Genomic DNA, 20,372 nt, shown 5'->3' on the forward strand with positions numbered 1-20,372 from the left:
ATAAAAGGCCATTAAGCCGCCCCCTACCCCTGCGCAAAGCAAGCCGCTCGGGCCAGAGTGTCAATTAACGTGAAATTGTGTAATCTTTTGTTTGCGTATCGCATAATACAACTTATACTGATTTTGCATTGAGATCACAAGGAGATAATCCATGCAACGACGCATTCTGGCTCTGGCTGCACTGTTCGGTGCCGCCCTTGCGACCGGCCTGGCCGCCGCTTCTGAAAACTTTCCGATCAGTTACACCACGTTGGGACTGGAGGGCAGCTATGTCGACTCCGGCAACTCCCGCAATAAATCCGCGGTGGAGGATAACCTGGCCAATTACTGGGAGGGTGGCCTCAACATTACCCACCAGTTCAACCCCAATTTCAGTTTGTTCGGCCAGGCCAGTTACGCCGAGCCGGAAACCCGCGTAAACAATGTCGATATTGAACTGTGGCGCTTTTCATTAGGTGGCCGCATTCACCCCGGCAAATTCCGCCTGGGTGGCTGGCGCCCGTTCGCCGGCGGCGGCTACAGCAACACCAACCTGGATATTGATGGTGGTGGCAGCAAGAACGAAGACAGCCTCTACCTGGAAGGTGGCCTGCAGCGCATGCTCGCGCCCCGCTTTATGTTTGAGGCCGGCGTGCGCGCCCGTACCGAGCTGGAAGACGGCTATGTGGACGGCCAGTACTTTGCCGGCATTCACTACCTTTTTAACCGCAAGTTCCCCGCGGCACCCAGTGCTGAGATTGCGCCCCGGCGCGAGCCGGTGATTGCACCGCCCAAAGACTCCGACGGCGACGGCGTGATTGACGAACTGGACAAGTGCCCGAACACCCCGCAAGGCGCCCTGGTGGATGCCGACGGCTGCCCGAAAGAGCTTACCCGGGAAATTCGCGAGACCCTTTACGTTGAGTTTGAGCTGGACAAAACCGAAGTACGCGAAGCCTTCTACCCGGACATCGAAAAGCTGGCCAAGGTGATGAAGCAATACCCCACCTCCACGATCTTGTTGGAAGGCCACACCGACAGCACCGGTTCCGCCAGCTACAACCAGCGGCTGTCCAAGAGCCGCGCCGATGCGGTGATGAAGGTGCTGATCAACGAATTCGGCATTATGCGCAACCGGATTACCACATCGGGTATGGGCGAATCCCAACCCGTTGCTTCGAACGACACACCGGAAGGTCGTGCACAGAACCGCCGAGTGGAGGCCGTTGTCTCCGGCGAGCACACCGAAATCATGAAGAAATAAGCAGAGGACGCGATCATGACGATTACAAAACGCACTTTGACAGCATTGGGTATTGCCTCTTCACTGGCCTTGGCAGGCTGCGGCGGCAGTGGTGAAGGCCCGGGTGATCCGAGAGTCTCCGTACCTCAGGACCCGACGCGGGACCAGACTGAGCAGGCGCAGTTCTGCGCATCCTCAAGCAGCACTTTTGCGGTGACGGAATTCGTACCGGCAGATGGCGCAAGCGATGTGGCGCTGAACAGCAACGTGCGAATCACCTTTAACGCCAATGTTGACCCAGCCAGCGTGGCGGCCCACGTTCGCTTGCTGAACGGCGTCAATCAGGTGGCGCTTGAAGAGGGCAGCCCCCGGGTGATGGGCAAGTCTGTGGTGTTGAACCCACAGGGCAATCTGAGCGCCAATACCGAGCACACCATTGAAGCTTTGTCTGGCCTGCAAGCCGATTGCCCGGATAACGACACCGCCAAAACCCTGGGCACCAAAAATGCCGCCAGCTTTACCACCGGCGACGTTACTCAAGAAGACACCACCAGCCCGACCGTGGCGGCTTCCAGCCCACAGAATGGCGAAACCATGGCGTCGCCTGATACTCGCATTTTCATGGAGTTCAGTGAGCCGGTTGACCCTACTACCGTTAATGAGGAGACCTTTGTTGTTCAGGAACTGGACGATAATGGCAATGTTGTAGGCGTGGTCTCCGGCGCCATTGGTGTGGTTGGCAACTCCATTGAGTTTACGCCTGATCAGAACCTGTCTGGACAAACCTACTATCGCGTCATCACCACCAACGGCATTACCGATCTTGCCGGCAATGGTGCGGAATCGACGGATTCGGTTGTGTTCCGAACCGGTGGGCTTGTGCTGGCCCTGAATGAAGGCGTGATCAACCAGATTCCGTTACTGGGAGCGGCCCTGAATGAACTGGGCGGAACCCTGCTGGACCCGCTGGCGTTCGGCGATTCGGAGGACGGCCTTAACAGCCTGGACAACGCGCTCATTCTGAAGCTGCCGCTGATTGAGGGCCTGTCTGAAATTCTGAACGGCGGCACTCAGCTTGGCGGAATGTCGACAACAAACGTAGATGGCGTTGATTTCCTGAACTTCATGACCGGCGTGGTCGCGGTTTGTGATCCGAAATCGGTAAACAACGGAGAGCCCGGCGTTAACTGCACCCTGGCACTGGATCTGGGCCTGGGCCAAAGCCAGATCACCGCTCTGGCGGACGCCTTCACTGGCGGTAACCCGGAACAGGTTCCGGACCTGCTGCTGGGGCTGTTTGAGGGTCTGGCATCTGGCGATCTAAGCACGGTTCCGCCGGAGCTGGCTGATCTGTTCGAAGAGAACGACCGTGGTTTGCTGCAGCTTCGCCTGGTGGATGACAACGGCCTGCCGTTGCCAGAACCTCTGGAAGACGGCCTGCTGACTGTTCTGGATGCCGTTGCACAAATCCCGGTGTTGGGCGAACTGACCAACCAACAGGATGCCAAGGCACTGGCCGATATTGGCCTGCTGCAGGGCTCCCTGGTGAGGGTTGACCTTGGCGGCCTGGCTTCCATCACCGTTCTGGACGGCTTCGAAACCTTCGTTGGCCCCAACGGCGTTCTTAACCTGGGTGGCGCCCTGTTTGACACCCTGCTGGCACTGGCACCGGAAGACGGCGGAAGCGGCGGCATGCCCAACCCTGAGGATCTTCCCCTGATTGGCGAACTGATTAGCCTGCTGGATGCCGGCGGCTTCCCAGACGGCGGAGAATTCGGACTGGCGGATGAGTTCATCGAAAGACTGCAAAATCTGTTCGAGATGGACACACCTTTTGAGCCGGAAGACCTGCCCCTGCTGGGTGACCTCCTCACCCTGCTGGACCCGGCAAACTTCGGCGAAGGTGACCTGCCGGTGATTGGCGACCTGATCGAGGAACTGATGGCTCTGGGCGACCTGTTCGACCCAAGCAACCTGACCGACCTGCCCGAAACCTTCGCCGGCCTGTTCGGCAACCTCTTCAACTTCTAATCCCACCTTTGGGGTCAGACCCCCGGACATTTGGCACCGTCAAATGTCTTGGGGTCTGACCCCGTTGTTTGTTTTTCGAGCAAAACTCCCAAATCCTTTCTATAACTGTACTTGAACACTTCCTTACAATTTGCACGTGGTGAAAACCGTTGCAACACCGATACTTTTAGGCGCAATTTACCTTAAACAATATTGCGCTTTACGGAGTGCCCATGAGAAAAAACCTGCCCGTCACCAACAATGAACGTACCTTTTCCCCCAACCAGAAGTTGATTTCTTCCACCGACCTGAAAGGCAAGATCCGGCACTGTAATAAAGCATTCGTGGAAATCAGTGGCTTCAACCGGGAAGAGCTGATTGGCCAGCCCCACAATATTGTTCGCCACCCGGATATGCCGCCGGAGGCCTATGCCGAGATGTGGGGGTGTCTGAAAGCCGGCAAGCCCTGGATGGGATTGGTGAAGAATCGATGCAAAAACGGCGATTTTTACTGGGTGAGCGCCTACGTCACACCAGTGACCGAAAACGGGGAGATCATCGGGTACGAGTCGGTTCGCTCCTGCCCTGCTCGGGAAGATGTGGCGCGGGCAGAGAAACTGTACGCCGGCATTCGGGCGGGTAAGCCAGCACTGAAACTTCGGGGTTATGCATCCGCTATTCCGCATATCCTTGTGGGCATTGTACTGGTCGCGGCAGGTCTCCTTTACGGTGCTGGGCAGGTTGCCGGGGCGGCGGGCTTGCTGGCATTCCTCTTTGTTGGGCGGCATGTCTGGGCAACGGTGTCACAATCGAATCTGATCACCTCCGTAATGGAACAAATGGGCAAGACCTTCACCAGCGATCTGGCGGCCCGGAGTTATACCGATGACGGGCTGAGTCTGGGCAGGCTAAAAGTCGCCGTGATGGCACAGAAGGCGCACCTGGACGCAGTGCTAACCAGGCTGGAGGATTCATCTGCGGCGATGAGGTCGCACACCACCCGAGACCTCGAAATAGCCTACGACACCCAGCAAACCATGCAGAAACAGCAGCAGGAAACCGAACAGGTGGCAGCGGCCATTCATGAGATGTCGGTGACCATCGGTGAGGTTTCACAGAATGTGCAACTAACCGCCGACAAGGCGGACAACGCCCGCCAGGCGTCTGACCAGGGCGTTGCTACCATCAACTCTACCCGGGCCGCCATCGAGGATTTGAAGCAGACCGTTCACAACATCGGCCAATCGGTTAACGATCTCGCCCAGCAAACGCACCGGATTGCCTCTGCCGCGAAAATGATTGAAGACATTGCCGAACAGACCAACCTGCTTGCCCTGAATGCCGCTATTGAAGCAGCCCGGGCGGGTGAACACGGCCGGGGCTTTGCGGTGGTGGCAGACGAAGTTCGCAATCTGGCGCGCAGAACTCGGGAATCGACCAAAGAGATTCATGGTGTGGTTTCCGAACTCATTGGCAAATCCGAGCAATCGGTGCAGGTCGCCGAAACTGGCGTGACCGCCGCTGATCATGGCCTGGAAAAGATGCTCGAAGCTCAGGCGAGCCTGTCAGACATTGCCGACTATGTTGTGACTATCGCTGAAATGGCCCTTCAAATGGCCACCGCCGTTGAGGAGCAAGCGCAGGTGTCTGATCAGATCAACGAACAGGTAGAGCGCATCTCAAATATGGCGGAACAGAACCTGGTCAAGGGCGAGGAATCCACCCAAAGCGTGCGGGAAATGGGCGACATCGCCAAAGACCTCCACGAGCTGGTCGTCCGCTTCAAATAAAAGTTGGGGTCAGACCCCAGGACATTTGATGGAGCGAAATGTCCGGGGGTCTGACCCCAATTTCATAGCGGGGCGTTTTCGATGCGTTCCCACATGCGCAGGTAGGCTTCGGCCGAGGTGAAGAGTTGGTTGACCGCGTCGTCGATCAGCTCTTGCGGGCGGTCGGAGTGGAGCATCATGTCGGCGACCTGGTCTGGGTAGAGGCCGTAGTGGGCCACGCCGCGGCCGTCGTAGAGGCCGAATTCACGGTCGCCGGTTTTCTGTTTGTGGAAGATCACGCGGCCATCCACGGAGGTGAACGGGTACAGCCTGGCCTCGTCTTCGGCGCTGCCGGGGTTGTTGGCCAGCTGGGCGATGCCGTTTACATCAGAGGCGAAGCCAGCGCCGCCGAAAGGCCCTACTTTCTGGTCGTCCGGGCGGGGGCGGTTGCCATCCCGTACCAGCTTGTCTACCCAGTTTTCACGAACGCCACCGAAGGAGGCGGTGATGCCGCCCTGAGCGGCGATGCGATCACGCAGGGCTTCGGTGCCACCCCAGCCGCCGTGGCTGTTGATCACCGGATAACCCAGCTTTTCGGTGATGTCGAGGATGCGAGCGGCGGCCTTGCGGCTGATGTGGTCGGTTTCGATCATCATCTTGCGGCGCACCAGTTCCTGGATCAGGAAGTCACCCAGGTCTGTGAGGCCACGGCGGTTACACAGGTGCCCGGTGCCCTGGCGTGGGTCCAGGGCTTTGAGTTCTTCCGGTGTTTCCGGGAAACGGTCGCCCAGGTAATCGATCTGGAACAGCAACTGGTCCAGAATGCCAAAGGCCTGCATGTCGGCATTCTGATCGGTTTCGTCACCGACGTATTCGGTACCTTCCGGGCATTCTTCAAACTCGACAAGGTGGCCGGTTTCCAGCAGGTTTCCGCCATAGAGTACGGCGCCAATGCCAACCCCAGAGGAAAGGTCCGGCAGATGGCCACCGAAGGCGTTGTCGAATTTGTGCACCGGGAACATGTTGCGAACCCCCAGCTGATAGAGCTGGTCCAGCCGTTCGACGATGTCTTGCGCGGTGCATTCGGGCACGCCCATAAACTCTCCGCAGCGCATGACTTTCGACATTTCGATGCCCAGCACCACGGCCATCTTGCCCTCGCCAATCACTTCCCTGGCCTGGGCCGGGCTGGTGACAATCTGGAACCAGCCTTCACCCGGGCCGCCGTGCTGAGCGTCTATGTAGTTCTGCATTTCATACATGCGCTGGATCTGCAGCAGGATGGCTTCCATGGGGTCGCAGTCGTTCTGCTTCTGGGGGTTGATGCCGCAGAGCACTTCGTTATGCACCAGGTGGTTGACCAGGATTTTCATGCCGGAGTAATGGGCACGCTCCAGCCAGCGGTAGTAACTCTGGTGGTGTTGCAGGGAGTTGTAACGGGGCCAGTCGTTGAAGGTGGGCCAGCCCTGGGTATCGTGGGGGCCGCTGCCACTGGTGACCAGCTCCACAAAGCCGGTGGTGCCCCAGGGGCCATGGGCCACCTCGCAGTTCTCCAGGGCGTGGGTAACGCCAAACTTGTGGAACGGCGCGCCGTAGTTAACCCGGCCGCCGATGAATTCATAAGCGGAAATATGCGAGTGAGTGTCCACGTACCCGAAGATATCGTCGTTATCGATGCCTTTGATGTTTTTGAAGCGGTCGACCTCTTTCAGGTACACCGCCGGGCCGCGCTTGTCGGCCACTTCCAGGCTGAGGTCGGCTTCCGGGTAATCTGCACACCCCTGGGCTGGCTCAAACGTGAAGGCATTGCCGGTATCACGCAACGACGGTGACGACAGGGTTAAACCGTCTTCCGAGGCGCCCAACATCAACCCGGTGACGGCAGAGGTGAGCGTATACTCACTGTCTTGCAGCTTGTTGAGCTTCCAGACCGCCAGATCGTTCGGGCTATCCACGGTGGCCAGCGCGGGGCGCACGTCTGTATTGGCCAGCTGGTCCCCGGCGTATTCCAGGCTTTCACCCAGCTCCCGCAGCAATCCGCCCAGCGGGGCAATCGGGTCTAACAATAAATTAGTGGTATCGCCCAACCCGGCCACCAGATAGCTCAGTTCGCCAATGAACATGCCGGTGGTATCCAGAAATTCGCCACCGGGATCACGGATGCCCAGCAGTTCAAATTGCCCCGCTTGGCCGGCTTCGCGCTGATAATCCGACATCAGCAGGTAGGCACCAAGCTCCGTCGGCCGCAGATAGAAACGGGCAGCCTGGCGGGCATCACTGGTCACTCCGTACGCCTGCCCCGAGCTCTCGGAAATAAACCGGCCATCGGCCTGCAAGTTGTAACAGCCGTTGGCAAAGGCAAAGCGGGTGTTTTCATAGGCGTAAGGTTTTGTGGTTTTTCCCGGCGGCGTGGCCGGGTTACCGGGGCTTGGTCGCTGTTCACTGTTTTGCGCGGCATCCGAAGAAGAGTCACCGCCACCACAAGCAGACAGCAGGAATAATGAACTTGCACAAACCGCAGAAACCAGCAGGCGCTGGCGCGCTGAAATGGCCACGTTATGTCTCCTTTACGGACTTCGAGTCCTTCTTGTTTTAGTATCGCACTACATATCTTATGCTTAATTATTAACCAGAAATAACAAAGCATCACGTATTACAAAGAGGCATTGCGGGCCAATCTTTTAGGCGCGGGAAAAGTTGATGAACAGGAAGGGGGAAGGAAGAGCCCGCCCCGACCGGGGCGGGCAGAAGGTATAAGACGGCGAGTCTGTTAACGAACACCAGCCCGGCGCAGAGCAGCCGGCGTAAAGTCATTGGAACGGGCCGTGACACCGTAAGTGTAGGGATCACTTTCCTCGTTGGTCAGTCCCATAACCAGGTAGCGGCCTGACATCAAGTCATAGAGGGTTTCGGCGGCGTAAGCCGGAACATCAATGTCATAAGCTTGAACGTGATGAGCCTCTGCGACACGCCACAGGTCACCACGGCCGTCATAGTGATCTACCACGGCAATCTGCCAGGAATCTTCATCCACGAAGAAGTCTCGACGAGCATAAATGTGCCGCTCTCCATCTTTCAGAGTTGCGCGCACGTGCCATACCCGATGCAGCTCGTAGCGAGTGACCGACGGGTTGATGTGGCCCGGCTGGATGATGTCGTTGTAACTCAGGTCGCGAGACGCCAGGCGGTAGGAGTTGTACGGGATGTACATTTCCTTTTTACCCACCAGCTCCCAGTTGTAGCGGTCTGGCGCGCCGTTAAACAGGTCCAGGTTATCAGAGGTACGCTGGCCGTCGGCTGCGGTACCCGGGCCGTCATAGGCCACCTGCGGTGCCCGGCGAACCCGGCGCTGGCCGGAGTTGTACAGCCAGGCCCGGCGCCCTTCTTTTACCTGGTCCAGGGTTTCGTGAACCAGCAATACGTTACCCGCCAGGCGAGACGGTGCGGTGATCACCTGTTTGAAGTAAAACAGGACGTTGTCGTCCATGCCCGGTTTGTAGTCGGCCAGCTCGACCCGATCAGTCAGGTGCTCGGTGAATTTCACCGGGCTGAAATCGCCGTTGGCCTGAGGCGTTACCTGGGCCACGTTACGGATGATGGAACCACCGCGATAGCGAGTAATGTGGTTGAAGATCACTTCCTGCCCCTTCTGGGGGATCGGGAAAGGCACGCCTTTCTCATAGTTCTGCAGGCCGTTTCCGTCTGGCGTCAGCGACACGGTGGTGGCATTCTCCTTGGCGAGATCCATCAACTCTTGTGGGTAGGTTGAGGTACGGCGAGTTTCATACACCGGAATCGAGAAGGTGCTGTAGGTTTTGATCATCGCCACCTGGCCGGGGGACAGGTTATCCGCATACTCGTCCACGTTGCTCTGATCGATAACGAACTTCACTTCGTCGTTGGGGAACGGGTCCGGGTAAATACCCTGCTGAGGCTGATTGACGCCGGGGTCGGTCAAACCGCCATCCCAGGCTGGGATGGCGCCGCCATTACCGGCCTTTTCAGCGCCAATTGGCGTCAGCTCGTTACCCAGCTTGGCCGCTTCGGATTCAGATACCGCAGCCATCGCTGTGGATGCTCCGAACAGGGACAGCGCAATGGCGCCGGCAATGAGGTGTCTCTTGTGGGTTTTCATGGTTGATACTCCTGTTATTTTAGCCATCAGAATGAGTAGGAGATGCTGGCCGCGATGAAGTCGCGATCCGAGATTTCGTTGTATTTGCCACCAAAGAAGTTGGTGTAGCTGATCGAGCCGGAGTAGCGGTTCTGGTAATCCGCATCCAGGCCGATACTCACAGACTTGTTGCCTTCCTTGAAGTTGCCGCCCGGGTCTGGCGCGTAGCCTTTCACGTCATGGGACAAAACCAGCTTCGGCAGCAGGTTGATGCCGGCAAAGGCGTTGGAGTAGTCCAGCGCAAACAGTGCCCGGTACCCCCAGGAGAAGGATGTGGTGAAGCCGTCGCCACCACAGTTGGTGGGGTTAATGTTCAGGCGAGTGGTTTCATCGCCCGGGCCCTGGCTACAGAAATCACCGGTAAAGGATTCGCCGTCGAGCGGGACGGGGCCTACCCCAAAAATACCGGAGCGGCCGTAGCGGGCTTCACTTTTGTCGGGCAGGTCATGCACGTAGGTGGCGCCAATCTCGGCAACCGTGATGAAACGACCTGCTCCAAGCACCCGGTCCACGAAGTGGATGAACGTAGCCTGAGCCTGTGAGACATCGTAACGATCAAAGCCATCGACCGGTTTACCGGCGTAGTTAAAATCCGGATCGCTGGCCTGAACACGCTGCTCCAGTTTGCTGACCACCTGACCATCGGGCCCTCTCTGCTGAACACCGCCGTAGATCAGCTCGAAGGTATTCCACTGAATCGGCATGTTCGGCCGGAAGCTGTATTCAGCCCCTAACGAGGTGCCGGTCGGCAGCGTGGTGTTGATACTCACGCCAAACAGATCGATGCCTTTGGGGTAGTCGATGTAGTAGCTCGGGAATCGGGAGAACGGCAAGTCCGGATCATTGATCTGGCCGGCCTCCGGTGACTCGGGGTTGTTCACGATACCGCTGATGTAGGGCAAACGGCTGTGATAACGGATGTAGTAGAAGCCGAGTTCGGAATCCAGCGCCGGCACGAACCAGCGCACGGCGACACCAAACTGGTCTTTATCGCCGGGTTCAACATCTCCCTCCCTTGGGGAGATAAACCCCTCTTCAAAGGCCTGTGCGTCTGGTACCTGACCGGCCAGCAGAACTGGTCCGCAGCCGTCCGCGGCCACGTCTGCAGAGGAGAAGAAGGTACCGCAATCGTCGATTTTGAACGGTTCCCACTCCAGTTGCAGATAGGCTTCAATGTTGATATCCGGTGTGATACCAACCGAGGTGTAGATCATGTTCACCGGCAGCAGAACGTCCTTCAGCTCGGCACCCGGGCTGCGGAAAGCTGGAACATCAATGGGGTTGGTAGCATTAATCCCGCCGAGAATGAAGGTACTTTCACCCCAGCTGATGACTTGCCGCCCCACCCGGGCAGACACCGGCACATTACCCGCGTACCAGTCCGTGAAAATATACGCATCCAGAAGATCGACACCAGACGCATTGTCTTTGGCTTCGGGGTTCAGCTCACGACGCTGACCCACCGGGTCAACCGCACGCTTGTTATCCTTCAGCTCGTAATCGTAGTAGTAGGAGCCGCGCACCAGCGCACCGACACGTGTCAGGTAATCGCTGTTTGGCCGGTAATCCAGAAACAGTTCAGAGCGACCACGAAGGATCTGGGAGTACGGGTCGCCCTTCTTGAAGTTCAGGTTGCCGTCATCGAAGTTGTTGGAGGACGCCCCTGTATTGCTGAAGGCAAACTCCGGGCCGAGGTTACCCTGGGAGATCAGGTCTGGATCCTGGTCTTCCAGACGGATACCGATACCGGCTGTCAGGGTAGTGCTGAATGTTGCATCTATGCCGTACAGGTTAAAGTCGATGGCCGATGCTGGCGAGGCCAGCATGGCGGCAATGGCGGCCGCCAGGCCCGAGTTTCTCTTCTTGAAACGGCTACTTTGTTTTGTTGTTGTCATGATACTGCTCCCGTGTTTGGGCTGCCCCGGCGCCGATCCGCCGGGGCTTTGAATCACTGTTGATACTGATTGTTTGATCTGGTGTTTTCGGCGATGGCACATCAGCCACCCAGGAGGCCACCAATGCCATCCAGCAGGCCGCCGCCCTCTTCGCCAACATCTTCGGATTCATCAGGCTCTGCACCACCGTCGGTCTGGCCGTCACACTCCGGGTCACCCGGCGCGTTGCCTACATCCTGGACAACGCAATCATTGGTTACGTTGACGGTAAAGCTCGCCTCTGCGTTGGTTTTGGAACGGAACAGAGCCACCAGCTGCGCTGCCATTTCATCGAACACCGCACTGGAACTGAATGGATCAGCGCCCTTCTGGCCGGCCGAGATCGGGTTGCCGTGGGAGCCTTCCAGGTAGCGAGTGATGATTGGCCGGGTGCCGTCATCATCCGCGCTGTCGATGCTCACCGCACCCATGAACCGGGCCATGGGGTCAGTACCAGCCAAAGGTGCTGGCAAGCTGTTAATCTGGAAACCAGAATCAGTGACCAGTTCCAGCGGCCCGAGATCGTAAAGCTCGGCATCTGCAGCATTTGGAATGGTGCCGTCGGATGGACGGTCCGCATCGCCATCAATGCCCACGATAGAGGTGACCAAGGTGGCGCTGTTACCTGAGGATTCAAACAACGGGGCGAAAGCCGTGGGGTCGGTAGAATCCAGCAACGCTTGGAAGACGTTGAAGTAGATATTCAACTCGGTGCGGCCTTGGGCAAGGAGGCCGCCAGACGCAGCATCCAGGCCCGGCAGCAGTACCGGCGCAATGGTATTACGGGAGTTTTCGGCAATCCGGGTGAACTGGCCGCCGGTGTTGAAGAACACTGACGCCAGAATCGGATTCAGGTCCGGGTTGTCCCTGGCGGCAAGGTTGTTGATGACCGGGTACGGCACGCCACCCATGCCGCTCAGGGAATGGCTGATGAAGTACACACGATCTGTGTTGATATTCACACCATTCGAGCAGTCACCCGCAGCGGCACAGGCATCGATGGCATCTTCAATCGCGGGCAGTAACGCGTTGACATGCAGCAGGTCAAGGGCGCCCTGGCGCATGTTGTCACGGGTATTGGCGTAGTTGGTAAAGTTCAGGAACAGGCTACCGGATTCCGGATCCGTTACCTGGTCTGCCGGCACGGCCTGCATCGCTTCGTTGGCCGTGAAGCCGAAGTGACGTTCGGTGGCATCCGGAGAGGCGTTTGGCTGCATGCCAATTTCGACCATACCTGGAGTTTGTTCCGGGTTGTCTTCATCTCTGGCACTGGTGGCAGCCTCACCAAACACACCGTTCAGCGGCATGTCGATGCCAACGGTCACGAAGCAATCCCCACTGTTGCTTGGCGCACCACCGCTGTCCGCCAGGCACAGCAAACCCGCTGCGGTTGCCATCGGAAGGATGGCTGAGCGATCCTGCGTGGCCGCGTGCTGATAGATAATCACCGGATAACCGGCTGCGGGACCAGCCCCAAAGGCAGGATCAGGCGTTCCTACAATGATCGGAATTTTGGTATCGGCCTGCTTCTGCGCAAACGGGAAGCGGTAGCTGACTCGGTTGGATTTAGCCTGGGGTAGCTCAGGGTTGTCAGTGAAATCTGCCGGCAGCCAGGAACCAGTCTGCAACGGTGAACCGTCAGCGCCGTCAGGGAGCTGCTGGTAGTACGGCAAGGTGATTTCACCTTCGTAAACCTGCAGGTTCACGTTGATTTCGGTAAGGAACAGGTCTGCAGCCGTTTGCTCAAGGGCCGGATTGACCTCACCACCGTCTTTTTGGCTGAAGAAACGAACCGGGGATGGTTCTTCCGCTCCTGGGGCCCTGGGAATGGGAGTGATAGCGGCAATCTGTTCTGCCAGTTCCGCAGCTCTTTGGGAGAAATCTACCGTTTCTTCAACTGCTTGGGTGGCAGCCGCCTGCAGGGTAAAAGCCAGTTGCCGGTCAACAGCTTCATCGGCGACCAGATCGGTGTATCGGAGCTGGATACCGTTTTCATTGGCAATGGTCAGGATCTCCGCCAGCTCTTCATCGTACAAACGGAAACTGGTATCCGTCAGCAAGCTGAACATGCGCTGGTTGATCTGCTGATCCTGTTCCTCCGCGCCCGCAAGCCCCTGACCAGAGAAATTAAAACCGCCCGCGAAGACCTGCCCGAGAACAGATTTCTTGCGTTCGGTCATTAAGCTCTGCCTCAACCAGGCAGCCGGTGCGGCATTGGCCAGAAGCACATCTTCAACCGCCGTTGTGGTGAAGCTGATCGCAAAAGTCACATCACTAAATGAGGAGGCCTCCGCTCCGCTGCCTCCAAACTCACGCTTGAAATTAAAGAATTCACTGCCCCAGGCCCTGGCGGGCAACATGGAATCCCGGAACGGCTGAAGCGCCGGATTACTGATGACAAATTCCGGATTGGATGCGGTCTCGAAGCGGTTCTCTCGGACCAGCGGATCGCCATCTTTATCCACAATCTTGTTACCCAGAACCACCGCGTACTTGGTTTTCGGCTTCAGCGGCTTGATAGGCAACAGGCGAATGGCATTGTTCTGGGAACCGCCAGCGGCACCAGCCGGTCCGTTCGCATCCACGGTAATGATTTCAACACGGAAGTTTTCTTCCAGCAGGCTCTGATAAATCTCATCTGCAGCGGCAGTGTCGCCCTCAGCTTCCAGGCGTTTGGCCAGGCGGTAGCGATCGGCGGCAACAATGCCGCCGACTTCGCGGGACTGCTGGAACACGCTGTCACCGGAGGGGAATTCAATTTCCAGCACGTAGATGTTCTGATCCGGGTTGGGCACCACCTCGCCATCGATCTCAACGAAGTTGCGGGCGTCCAGTGTCTGGTTCGGGTCCAGGCTGTCGCTGATCTTGATATCGAACGGCGCGAGGATGGAGTTGCCATCCACAAAACCCAAACCGGTGGTAACCGGATTGGCAGGGTCGGTGCCATTGAGCATGGTGCCGTCCAACTCCGGGTTCAGGAAGAACAGCGGATCGCTGGGCAGCGGAAATGCGGTTTCCAGCGGCCGGAAAATGGGCCGAGTTCCCTCAGAAATAGTGTTCGGGTTGCTGATGTTGTACGCGGGATTTGCGTTCTTGTCAGTTTTCCCGCCGCTGTCCAGGCACCCGGTGAGTGCAGTACTGGCGGCGAGGGCGGTGACGAGTGCTCTGTGTTTGAATCTAGCCATTGTGACCATCTCTCCTGCTTATTTTTGTATTTCTGGCAAGACAGACTCCTTTCTACCAAGCCTTTTCACTGAAAAGTCTATCGCATAATATAACGCATTCCAACCTTTTTAATTCAAATATACACCCACTATGGCGACATAACTACCTTATAATACAATTTATGCTTTATTCTCAGATGGTTAAGAAGAAGGAATGAACAAAGGTTCAATGCTTGGCGGATGGAGATTGTCTGGTCAGGCGACTTTAGACTGCGCCAACACCCGGTTTCGGCCCGCCTTCTTAGCTTTATACAAAGCTTCATCGGCGCGTTTAACCAGGCTTTGGGCGGTATCATGGGGGGTGAATTCGGCAACACCCAGACTGATGGTGACAGAACGGCACACCTCAAAATGGGCGGATTCCACCGCTTTTCGAACGTTTTCAGCAACCACCATGGCACTGTCGAGGGTGGTTTCTGACAGGATCACCAGAAACTCTTCTCCGCCCCAACGGCCTACTACATCGGTTGATCGTATCGCCCCGGCTGAGAGCCGGGAGACTTCCTGCAGTACCAGATCGCCCACGTCGTGGCCGTAGGTATCATTGAAAGACTTGAAATGGTCGATATCAAATAGCACGACAGACAAGGGGTTGCGGTAGCGCTGGGAACGCTCAATTTCCTTTACCAGGGACTCTTCGGCAAAGCCCCGATTGGTCAGGCCTGTGAGCTTATCGGTTCTGGCCTGGCTGAGAATACCGTTCAGGTAACTGTGTCGCTCCAGAATGATGGAGGTGACAAACAGGTAGTTTGCAATTCTGTTGCTGTCCGGCAGCGGGAATCCTTCGTTGAAGCTCAGGATATCGAAGGTGCCCAGTACACTACCGTCCACTTTTTTGATGGGAAAGGAATGCCAGGCCTGGACGGCTTCCGGTAATCGGGTAGCCGGGGGCTGATCCCGGTGTTTTTGTGCGGCGGGCTCCCGCCTGACCACCACGTGTTCGCCCAGCAAGGCCGATGTTGCGTGCGGGGCACTTCCATGTATCAGCCTTGCTTCGCTGAACTGCCGGGCAACCGCCTCCTTGATTCCCTGGTGCCAGGCAAGTTTGAGTGTTTTGGTGTTCTGGTCCAGCACGGAAATGCCGAAGGCCATCCAGAGAGTCGACTCCGGGCTCGGGTGAAGTAGTTCGAAGGCTTTTTCGAGGCCCTTTGGCAGATCGCCCTCGTTGAGGATCGATTTGATAATGCGGTTTTCCTGTTCGGCGGGGGTCACCGCAAGCGAGGAGTCTGGGGCGCTGGCGATAGAGGCCGAGTCGCAAAGGTCATCCAGTGCCGAAGCCACTTCACTGTGCTCATTGCTTAATTGCGCTACACGGGCATTCAACCGCTTCAATTGCTGGTTGGAAGTGGTTCTCAGTGTTCTGATATCGGCCCTGAGCTTTACCACGCTGGCAAGCAGTGCAACTGCAAGCACGAGAACAGACAGACCGATCAACATTGAAAACGGCTGATCCAGATATTCGGCCAAGCGTGATCACCATCCTTTGATTACGTCTTACCCCGAGTGCCATTAAAGCATCGCGGTTGCCGACAACACATCGACTAATCAACATGCTGCCTTTAGCCCACTGCCTGATTCAGTATGGTTTATGTAATGATAGAAAGAGAAATGTGAATTCGCGTAATAGCGCACACTTTCCTTTGGTCGCTAGCGACGGATAACGGAAACCGGCACCTTTACCTGCTGCTGTTTCTGCATGAAAGTGATCAGAACGATGGCCCGCTCCTCACCATCGTAGGCCTGAAAGATAGCGCTGATACCCTTGAACGGCCCTTCGTCCAGCTCAACCGGCTGGCCAGGCTTGATACCGCCCTGCTCAGCGACTTTATCCAGGCTGACTTTGATGTGCTCAATCACCTCATCGGCGATGGCGGCCGGCTTGTTGGCAAATCCCACGATACGAGCAACCCCCCGCGTGGAGCGAAGCTTCGACCACATCGGATCCGTCTGCTCCAGGTTCACAAACAGGTAACCGGGAAACAGCGGCTCCAGCTTTCTGGTCCGCTTGCCGGCCCGAATCTTCTCCACCTCAATCTTCGGGTAGAAACAGGCCACCTCCTGATTCTGCAAATGCTGCAGCGCCCGATCCCCCTGCGCTGGCTTGTGTTGTAAAGCATACCAAGTCATGAAAAATCCATCTTTGGGGTCAGACCCCAGAACATTTGATCAGGTGAAATGTCTTGGGGTCTGACCCCAACTTCAAAAATACCAGCTACCCGCCGCAATGAAATGCGGATTCAGCACATCTTCCTTGCCGTACTTCAGGGGTTCGCCCTGGGGTGTTTGCACGTTGCCGCCAGCGGCCAGGAGGATGGCGTGAGCGGCGGCGGTGTCCCATTCGCTGGTGGGCCCCATGCGGGGATAGATGTCGGCATGGCCTTCCGCTATGCGGCAGAACTTCAGGGAACTGCCCGCCTGCACGGTTTCGTGGTCACCAAGGCTGTCGATAAAGGTGCGGGTTTCCTCGTTCAAGTGGTTTTTACTAGCCACCACCCGCAAGGTTTCCCGGGGTTCCACTACGCGAATGCGGTGTATGCGGCCAGTGCGATCACGCATGCTGGCGCCCTCGCCTTTGATGCCCCAGAAGGCTTCTTTCAGTGCCGGCGCGGTAACCACGCCCATCACCGGTTCGCCGTCCTCGATCATGGCGATGTTGACAGTGAACTCACCGGTGCGCTGGGTGAAATCCTTGGTGCCGTCGATGGGATCAATCAACCAGAAACGACGCCAGTGTTTGCGCTCTTCCCAGGGAATCTCTGCGCCTTCTTCCGACAGGACCGGTATATCCCGTGTGAGGTTGCGCAGCCCCTTCACGATAATGTCGTGGCTGGCCGTGTCGGCCGCGGTGATGGGTGATTGATCTTCCTTGTAACTCACCTTGAAGTCAGACTGGTAGATATGCAGTACCTTCTCGCTGGCTTCATCAGCAATTCTGATCACTTCCGGAAGAATCGAGCTGTAATACATGTTTGCATCCTGCTGGCCGTATCTACCGCAATAATAGCAAATTTTGGGGTCAGACCCCCGGACATTTGATGGGGTAAAATGTCTTGGGGTCTGACCCCAACTTGAATTTTTGGGCGGGTTGCGGCAAATTGTTGCGGTTACAAATCAATTCACAAGGACTGTGAGATGCCCCGCCGACCACGGATTTGTCCGGCCGGGATGCCCCAGCATGTTATTCAGCGGGGGAATAACCGGCAGGAATGTTTTCAGGATCTGGCCGATCGCGCCACTTATGCGACCTATCTTTCCCGCTATCAACGCGAATTTCAGGTGGATATTCACGCCTGGGTGCTGATGAGCAACCATACCCATCTGTTAGTGACGCCCAACGCCGAGGGCGCTCTTTCGAGCCTTATGAAGGCGGTTGGTCAGCGCTATGCCCAGTATTACAACCACAAGTATGACCGCACCGGAACCTTGTGGGAGGGGCGGTTCAAGTCTTGCCTCGTTGATACCGACCAGTACTTTCTGCAATGCCAGCGGTATATCGAACTGAACCCGGTGAAGGCGGGCATGGTGGAGTATGCCGGCGACTATCAATGGTCCAGCTATAACTGCCATGCCTACGGGATGCGCTCGGGCATGCATACGCCACACGACTGCTACCTGAACTTCCAACCCGATGCCGAGCGGCGCTTCATCAGCTACCGCTCGTTCGTCGCCAGTCCCAGCCCTGACGGAATGGATGAGCAGATTCACTATGCGGCGATCTCCGGCAAGCCGCTCGGTTCTGAAGAATTTCGGGAGCGGATCAAGGCGACATTCGGAGAGTTCTAATTTGGGGTCAGACCCCAGGACATTTGAGGAGGTGAAATGTCCGGGGGTCTGACCCCAATTTTATATTTCGACTTCTTCGAAGAGTTCGGGCACCTCGGCGGGCCAGCCGAATTTCTCGGTGATGCGTTTGCGCATGGTATCGCTGGCGACGGGTTCGCCGTGGGTGACGTAGACTTTTTCCGGCTTCAGGGTGCCCTGCTCCAGCCAGGCCAGGATTTCGTTGTAGTCGCCGTGGGCGCTCATGGAATCGAGGTTGTGGATTTCGGCTTTCACCGGCCAGTATTCGCCGTGGATTTTGACGGATTCGGCACCGCTTACGAGTGCATCGCCGCGGGTGCCCGGCGCCTGGAAGCCGGCAAAAACCACGCTGTTGCGGGGGTTTGGCAACAGGGTTTTCAGGTGGTGCAGCACGCGGCCACCGGAGGCCATGCCACTGGCGGAAACAATCACGCAGGGGTAGCGCACGGCGTCGAGCTCGATCGATTCCTCAACGGTTCTGACGAATTCGGTTTTCTCATCCATCAGCTCACATTGGGCGCGGTTGAGTTTATGCTCTTTGTGGTGCTGGCAGAATATTTCTGTGGCTTTGATGGCCATCGGGCTGTTCAGGTACACCGGCAGTTTCGGGATCTTGCCCTGCCCCATGAGTTTGTGAATCACGTACAGGAGCATCTGGGCGCGGCCCACCGCAAACGCGGGCATTAATACGATACCTCCCCGGCCAGCGGTTTTGGTGATGATGTCAGCCAGGTCGCCTTCCGGGTCTGATTCCCCGTGAGTTCGGTCGCCGTAAGTGGATTCGCACACCAGAACGTCCGCATGTTGCAACGGCTCGGGTGGTCGCATAATAAGGTCGTTCTGGCGCCCCACATCACCGCTGAACACCACCGTGCGGGCGGCACCTTTGTGGTGAACGTGCACGCAGGATGAACCGAGAATGTGCCCCGCCGGAGTGAAGCTCACTTCAAAGCCTTTCACGGGTTCGAACTTCTCGTGGTAATGCAATGATTCGAAGTGTTTGAGGGCTTCCCGGGCGTCTTTTTCGGTGAACAGCGGCTCGGGTTTTTCGTGCTTGGAGAATTTCTTCCGGAACGCGTACTTGGCATCTTCTTCCTGCAGAAAGCCGGCATCTGGCAGCAGCACTTTGCACAGCTCATGAGTTGCCTTGGTGCAGTAGATCTTGCCCTTGAAGCCGTTTTTCACCAGTGCAGGCAGGTAGCCGGAGTGATCAATGTGGGCGTGGGTGAGCACCACGGCATTGATGGTTGACGGGTCTACCGGAAACGTCGCCCAGTTGCGCCGCCGCAAGGTTTTTACCCCCTGATACATGCCGCAATCCACCAGCAGGCGGTGGTTTTCATCAGAGAGCAGATAGCGAGAGCCGGTGACGGTGCCTGTGCCGCCGAGGAAGCGAAGTTTCATAAGCGTGTAAATCCTTGTCTGGTGGATACTATTTCCAGCTTAGCGCAAAAATACTAACGGGACAGACCCCTAAACCCCTTACCAACCAGATAAACCTCCCGCGAGCGGGCTCGTGAAGAGTCGGGTTTTCGGACGACGACCTTGGTGAAGACTTCACGCATGGCTTTAACATAGTCGTCATAGCCTTCGCCGTGGAAGACTTTGGCGACGAAGCTGCCTTTGGGCTTGAGTACCTGGCAGGCCATGTCGAGGGCGAGCTCTACCAGATACATGGAGGCAGCCTGGTCGGCGGCGTTGACGCCGCTGATGTTGGGGGCCATGTCTGAGATGACCACATCGGCCCTGGCGCCATCCAGTATCGCCATAATCTGGTCAAATACTTCCTGCTCGGTGAAGTCACCCTGGATGAATTCGACGCCGGCGATGGGGTCCATAGGCAAGATGTCGGAGGCCACGACCCGGCCTTTGTGGCCAACCAGTTTGGCCGCCACCTGAGACCAGCCGCCGGGTGCCGAGCCCAGATCCACCACCAGATTGGTGGGCTGGATTAGCCGGTCTTTATCATTGATTTCCAGCAGCTTGTAACTGGCACGGGAACGGTAACCGTCCTGTTGCGCTTGTTTCACAAAGGGGTCGTTAACGTGCTCTTCGAGCCAGCGGTTACTGCTTTTGGAACGGGCCATGGTTTGCTATCTGCGTTACTGCGGAAACAGGGCATTGTACGCTGCCACCGGCGTTGCCGCAAAAGCACAGGCGCCTGACAAGTACCCATCTCCAAAGTACAATGGCGGCCATTCTGACTTTTATTCCAACCCTAATCCGCCGGGCAGTCGC

General features: G+C 57.1%; 13 protein-coding genes. 4 read left to right on the top strand and 9 right to left on the bottom strand.

Translation table 11 applies throughout. From position 1 onward, the window contains the following. Nucleotides 1-151: 151 nt before the first annotated feature. The 3 genes from J122_RS05075 (at nt 152) to J122_RS05085 (ending at nt 5,022) form a co-directional block, all read left to right on the top strand. Entirely contained in the window at nt 152-1,243 is a 1,092-nt protein-coding gene (locus J122_RS05075; RefSeq protein ID WP_061331477.1) for an OmpA family protein, read from the top strand. 15 nt (nt 1,244-1,258) lie between these two features. Continuing rightward, a complete protein-coding gene (locus tag J122_RS05080) occupies nt 1,259-3,253 on the top strand; it encodes an Ig-like domain-containing protein (RefSeq protein ID WP_061331478.1) in 1,995 nt (664 codons plus the stop codon). Nucleotides 3,254-3,465: 212 nt separating this feature from the next. Continuing rightward, complete coding sequence (locus J122_RS05085; protein WP_061331479.1) at nt 3,466-5,022, top strand: methyl-accepting chemotaxis protein; 1,557 nt, start codon at nt 3,466-3,468, stop codon at nt 5,020-5,022. A 62-nt stretch (nt 5,023-5,084) separates the two neighbouring features. Here the strand turns inward: J122_RS05085 and J122_RS05090 are convergent, their stop codons facing one another. From J122_RS05090 to cysQ, 7 genes are all read right to left on the bottom strand, one after another. After that, nucleotides 5,085-7,556 carry a membrane dipeptidase gene (locus tag J122_RS05090; RefSeq protein WP_197463812.1) on the bottom strand — a complete coding sequence of 824 codons (2,472 nt, stop codon included), beginning with the start codon at nt 7,554-7,556 and terminating at the stop codon, nt 5,085-5,087. 215 nt (nt 7,557-7,771) lie between these two features. After that, entirely contained in the window at nt 7,772-9,136 is a 1,365-nt protein-coding gene (locus tag J122_RS05095; protein ID WP_061331480.1) for a DUF1329 domain-containing protein, read from the bottom strand. A gap of 26 nt (nt 9,137-9,162) precedes the next feature. Then, entirely contained in the window at nt 9,163-11,070 is a 1,908-nt protein-coding gene (locus tag J122_RS05100; RefSeq protein WP_061331481.1) for a DUF1302 domain-containing protein, read from the bottom strand. 101 nt (nt 11,071-11,171) lie between these two features. Next, nucleotides 11,172-14,294, bottom strand: a complete 3,123-nt coding sequence (locus tag J122_RS05105) for a hypothetical protein (protein WP_061331482.1) — start codon at nt 14,292-14,294, stop codon at nt 11,172-11,174. Between the two features lie 234 nt (nt 14,295-14,528). Further along, the gene (locus tag J122_RS05110) at nt 14,529-15,800 is read right to left on the bottom strand and encodes a GGDEF domain-containing protein (protein WP_061331483.1); all 1,272 of its coding nucleotides are present in this window, start codon (nt 15,798-15,800) and stop codon (nt 14,529-14,531) included. 180 nt (nt 15,801-15,980) lie between these two features. Beyond that, entirely contained in the window at nt 15,981-16,460 is a 480-nt protein-coding gene (gene rfaH, locus J122_RS05115) for a transcription/translation regulatory transformer protein RfaH (protein WP_061331484.1), read from the bottom strand. Nucleotides 16,461-16,532: 72 nt separating this feature from the next. Beyond that, nucleotides 16,533-17,300: a 3'(2'),5'-bisphosphate nucleotidase CysQ gene (gene cysQ / locus J122_RS05120; protein WP_061331485.1), complete on the bottom strand. Its 768-nt coding sequence runs from the start codon at nt 17,298-17,300 to the stop codon at nt 16,533-16,535. A 165-nt stretch (nt 17,301-17,465) separates the two neighbouring features. Between cysQ and J122_RS05125 the strand changes: the two genes are divergently transcribed. Then, nucleotides 17,466-18,116 (top strand): transposase, encoded by a 651-nt coding sequence (locus tag J122_RS05125; protein WP_227510104.1) that lies wholly within the window; start codon nt 17,466-17,468, stop codon nt 18,114-18,116. Between the two features lie 60 nt (nt 18,117-18,176). Here J122_RS05125 and J122_RS05130 read toward each other — a convergent pair whose 3' ends face one another. After that, entirely contained in the window at nt 18,177-19,538 is a 1,362-nt protein-coding gene (locus J122_RS05130; RefSeq protein ID WP_061331487.1) for an MBL fold metallo-hydrolase RNA specificity domain-containing protein, read from the bottom strand. A 53-nt stretch (nt 19,539-19,591) separates the two neighbouring features. Continuing rightward, nucleotides 19,592-20,221: a 23S rRNA (uridine(2552)-2'-O)-methyltransferase RlmE gene (rlmE, locus tag J122_RS05135; protein ID WP_061331488.1), complete on the bottom strand. Its 630-nt coding sequence runs from the start codon at nt 20,219-20,221 to the stop codon at nt 19,592-19,594. Between the last annotated feature and the right edge of the window lie 151 nt (nt 20,222-20,372).

This window comes from Marinobacter excellens LAMA 842 (genome assembly GCF_001574445.1).
Taxonomy (GTDB): domain Bacteria; phylum Pseudomonadota; class Gammaproteobacteria; order Pseudomonadales; family Oleiphilaceae; genus Marinobacter; species Marinobacter shengliensis.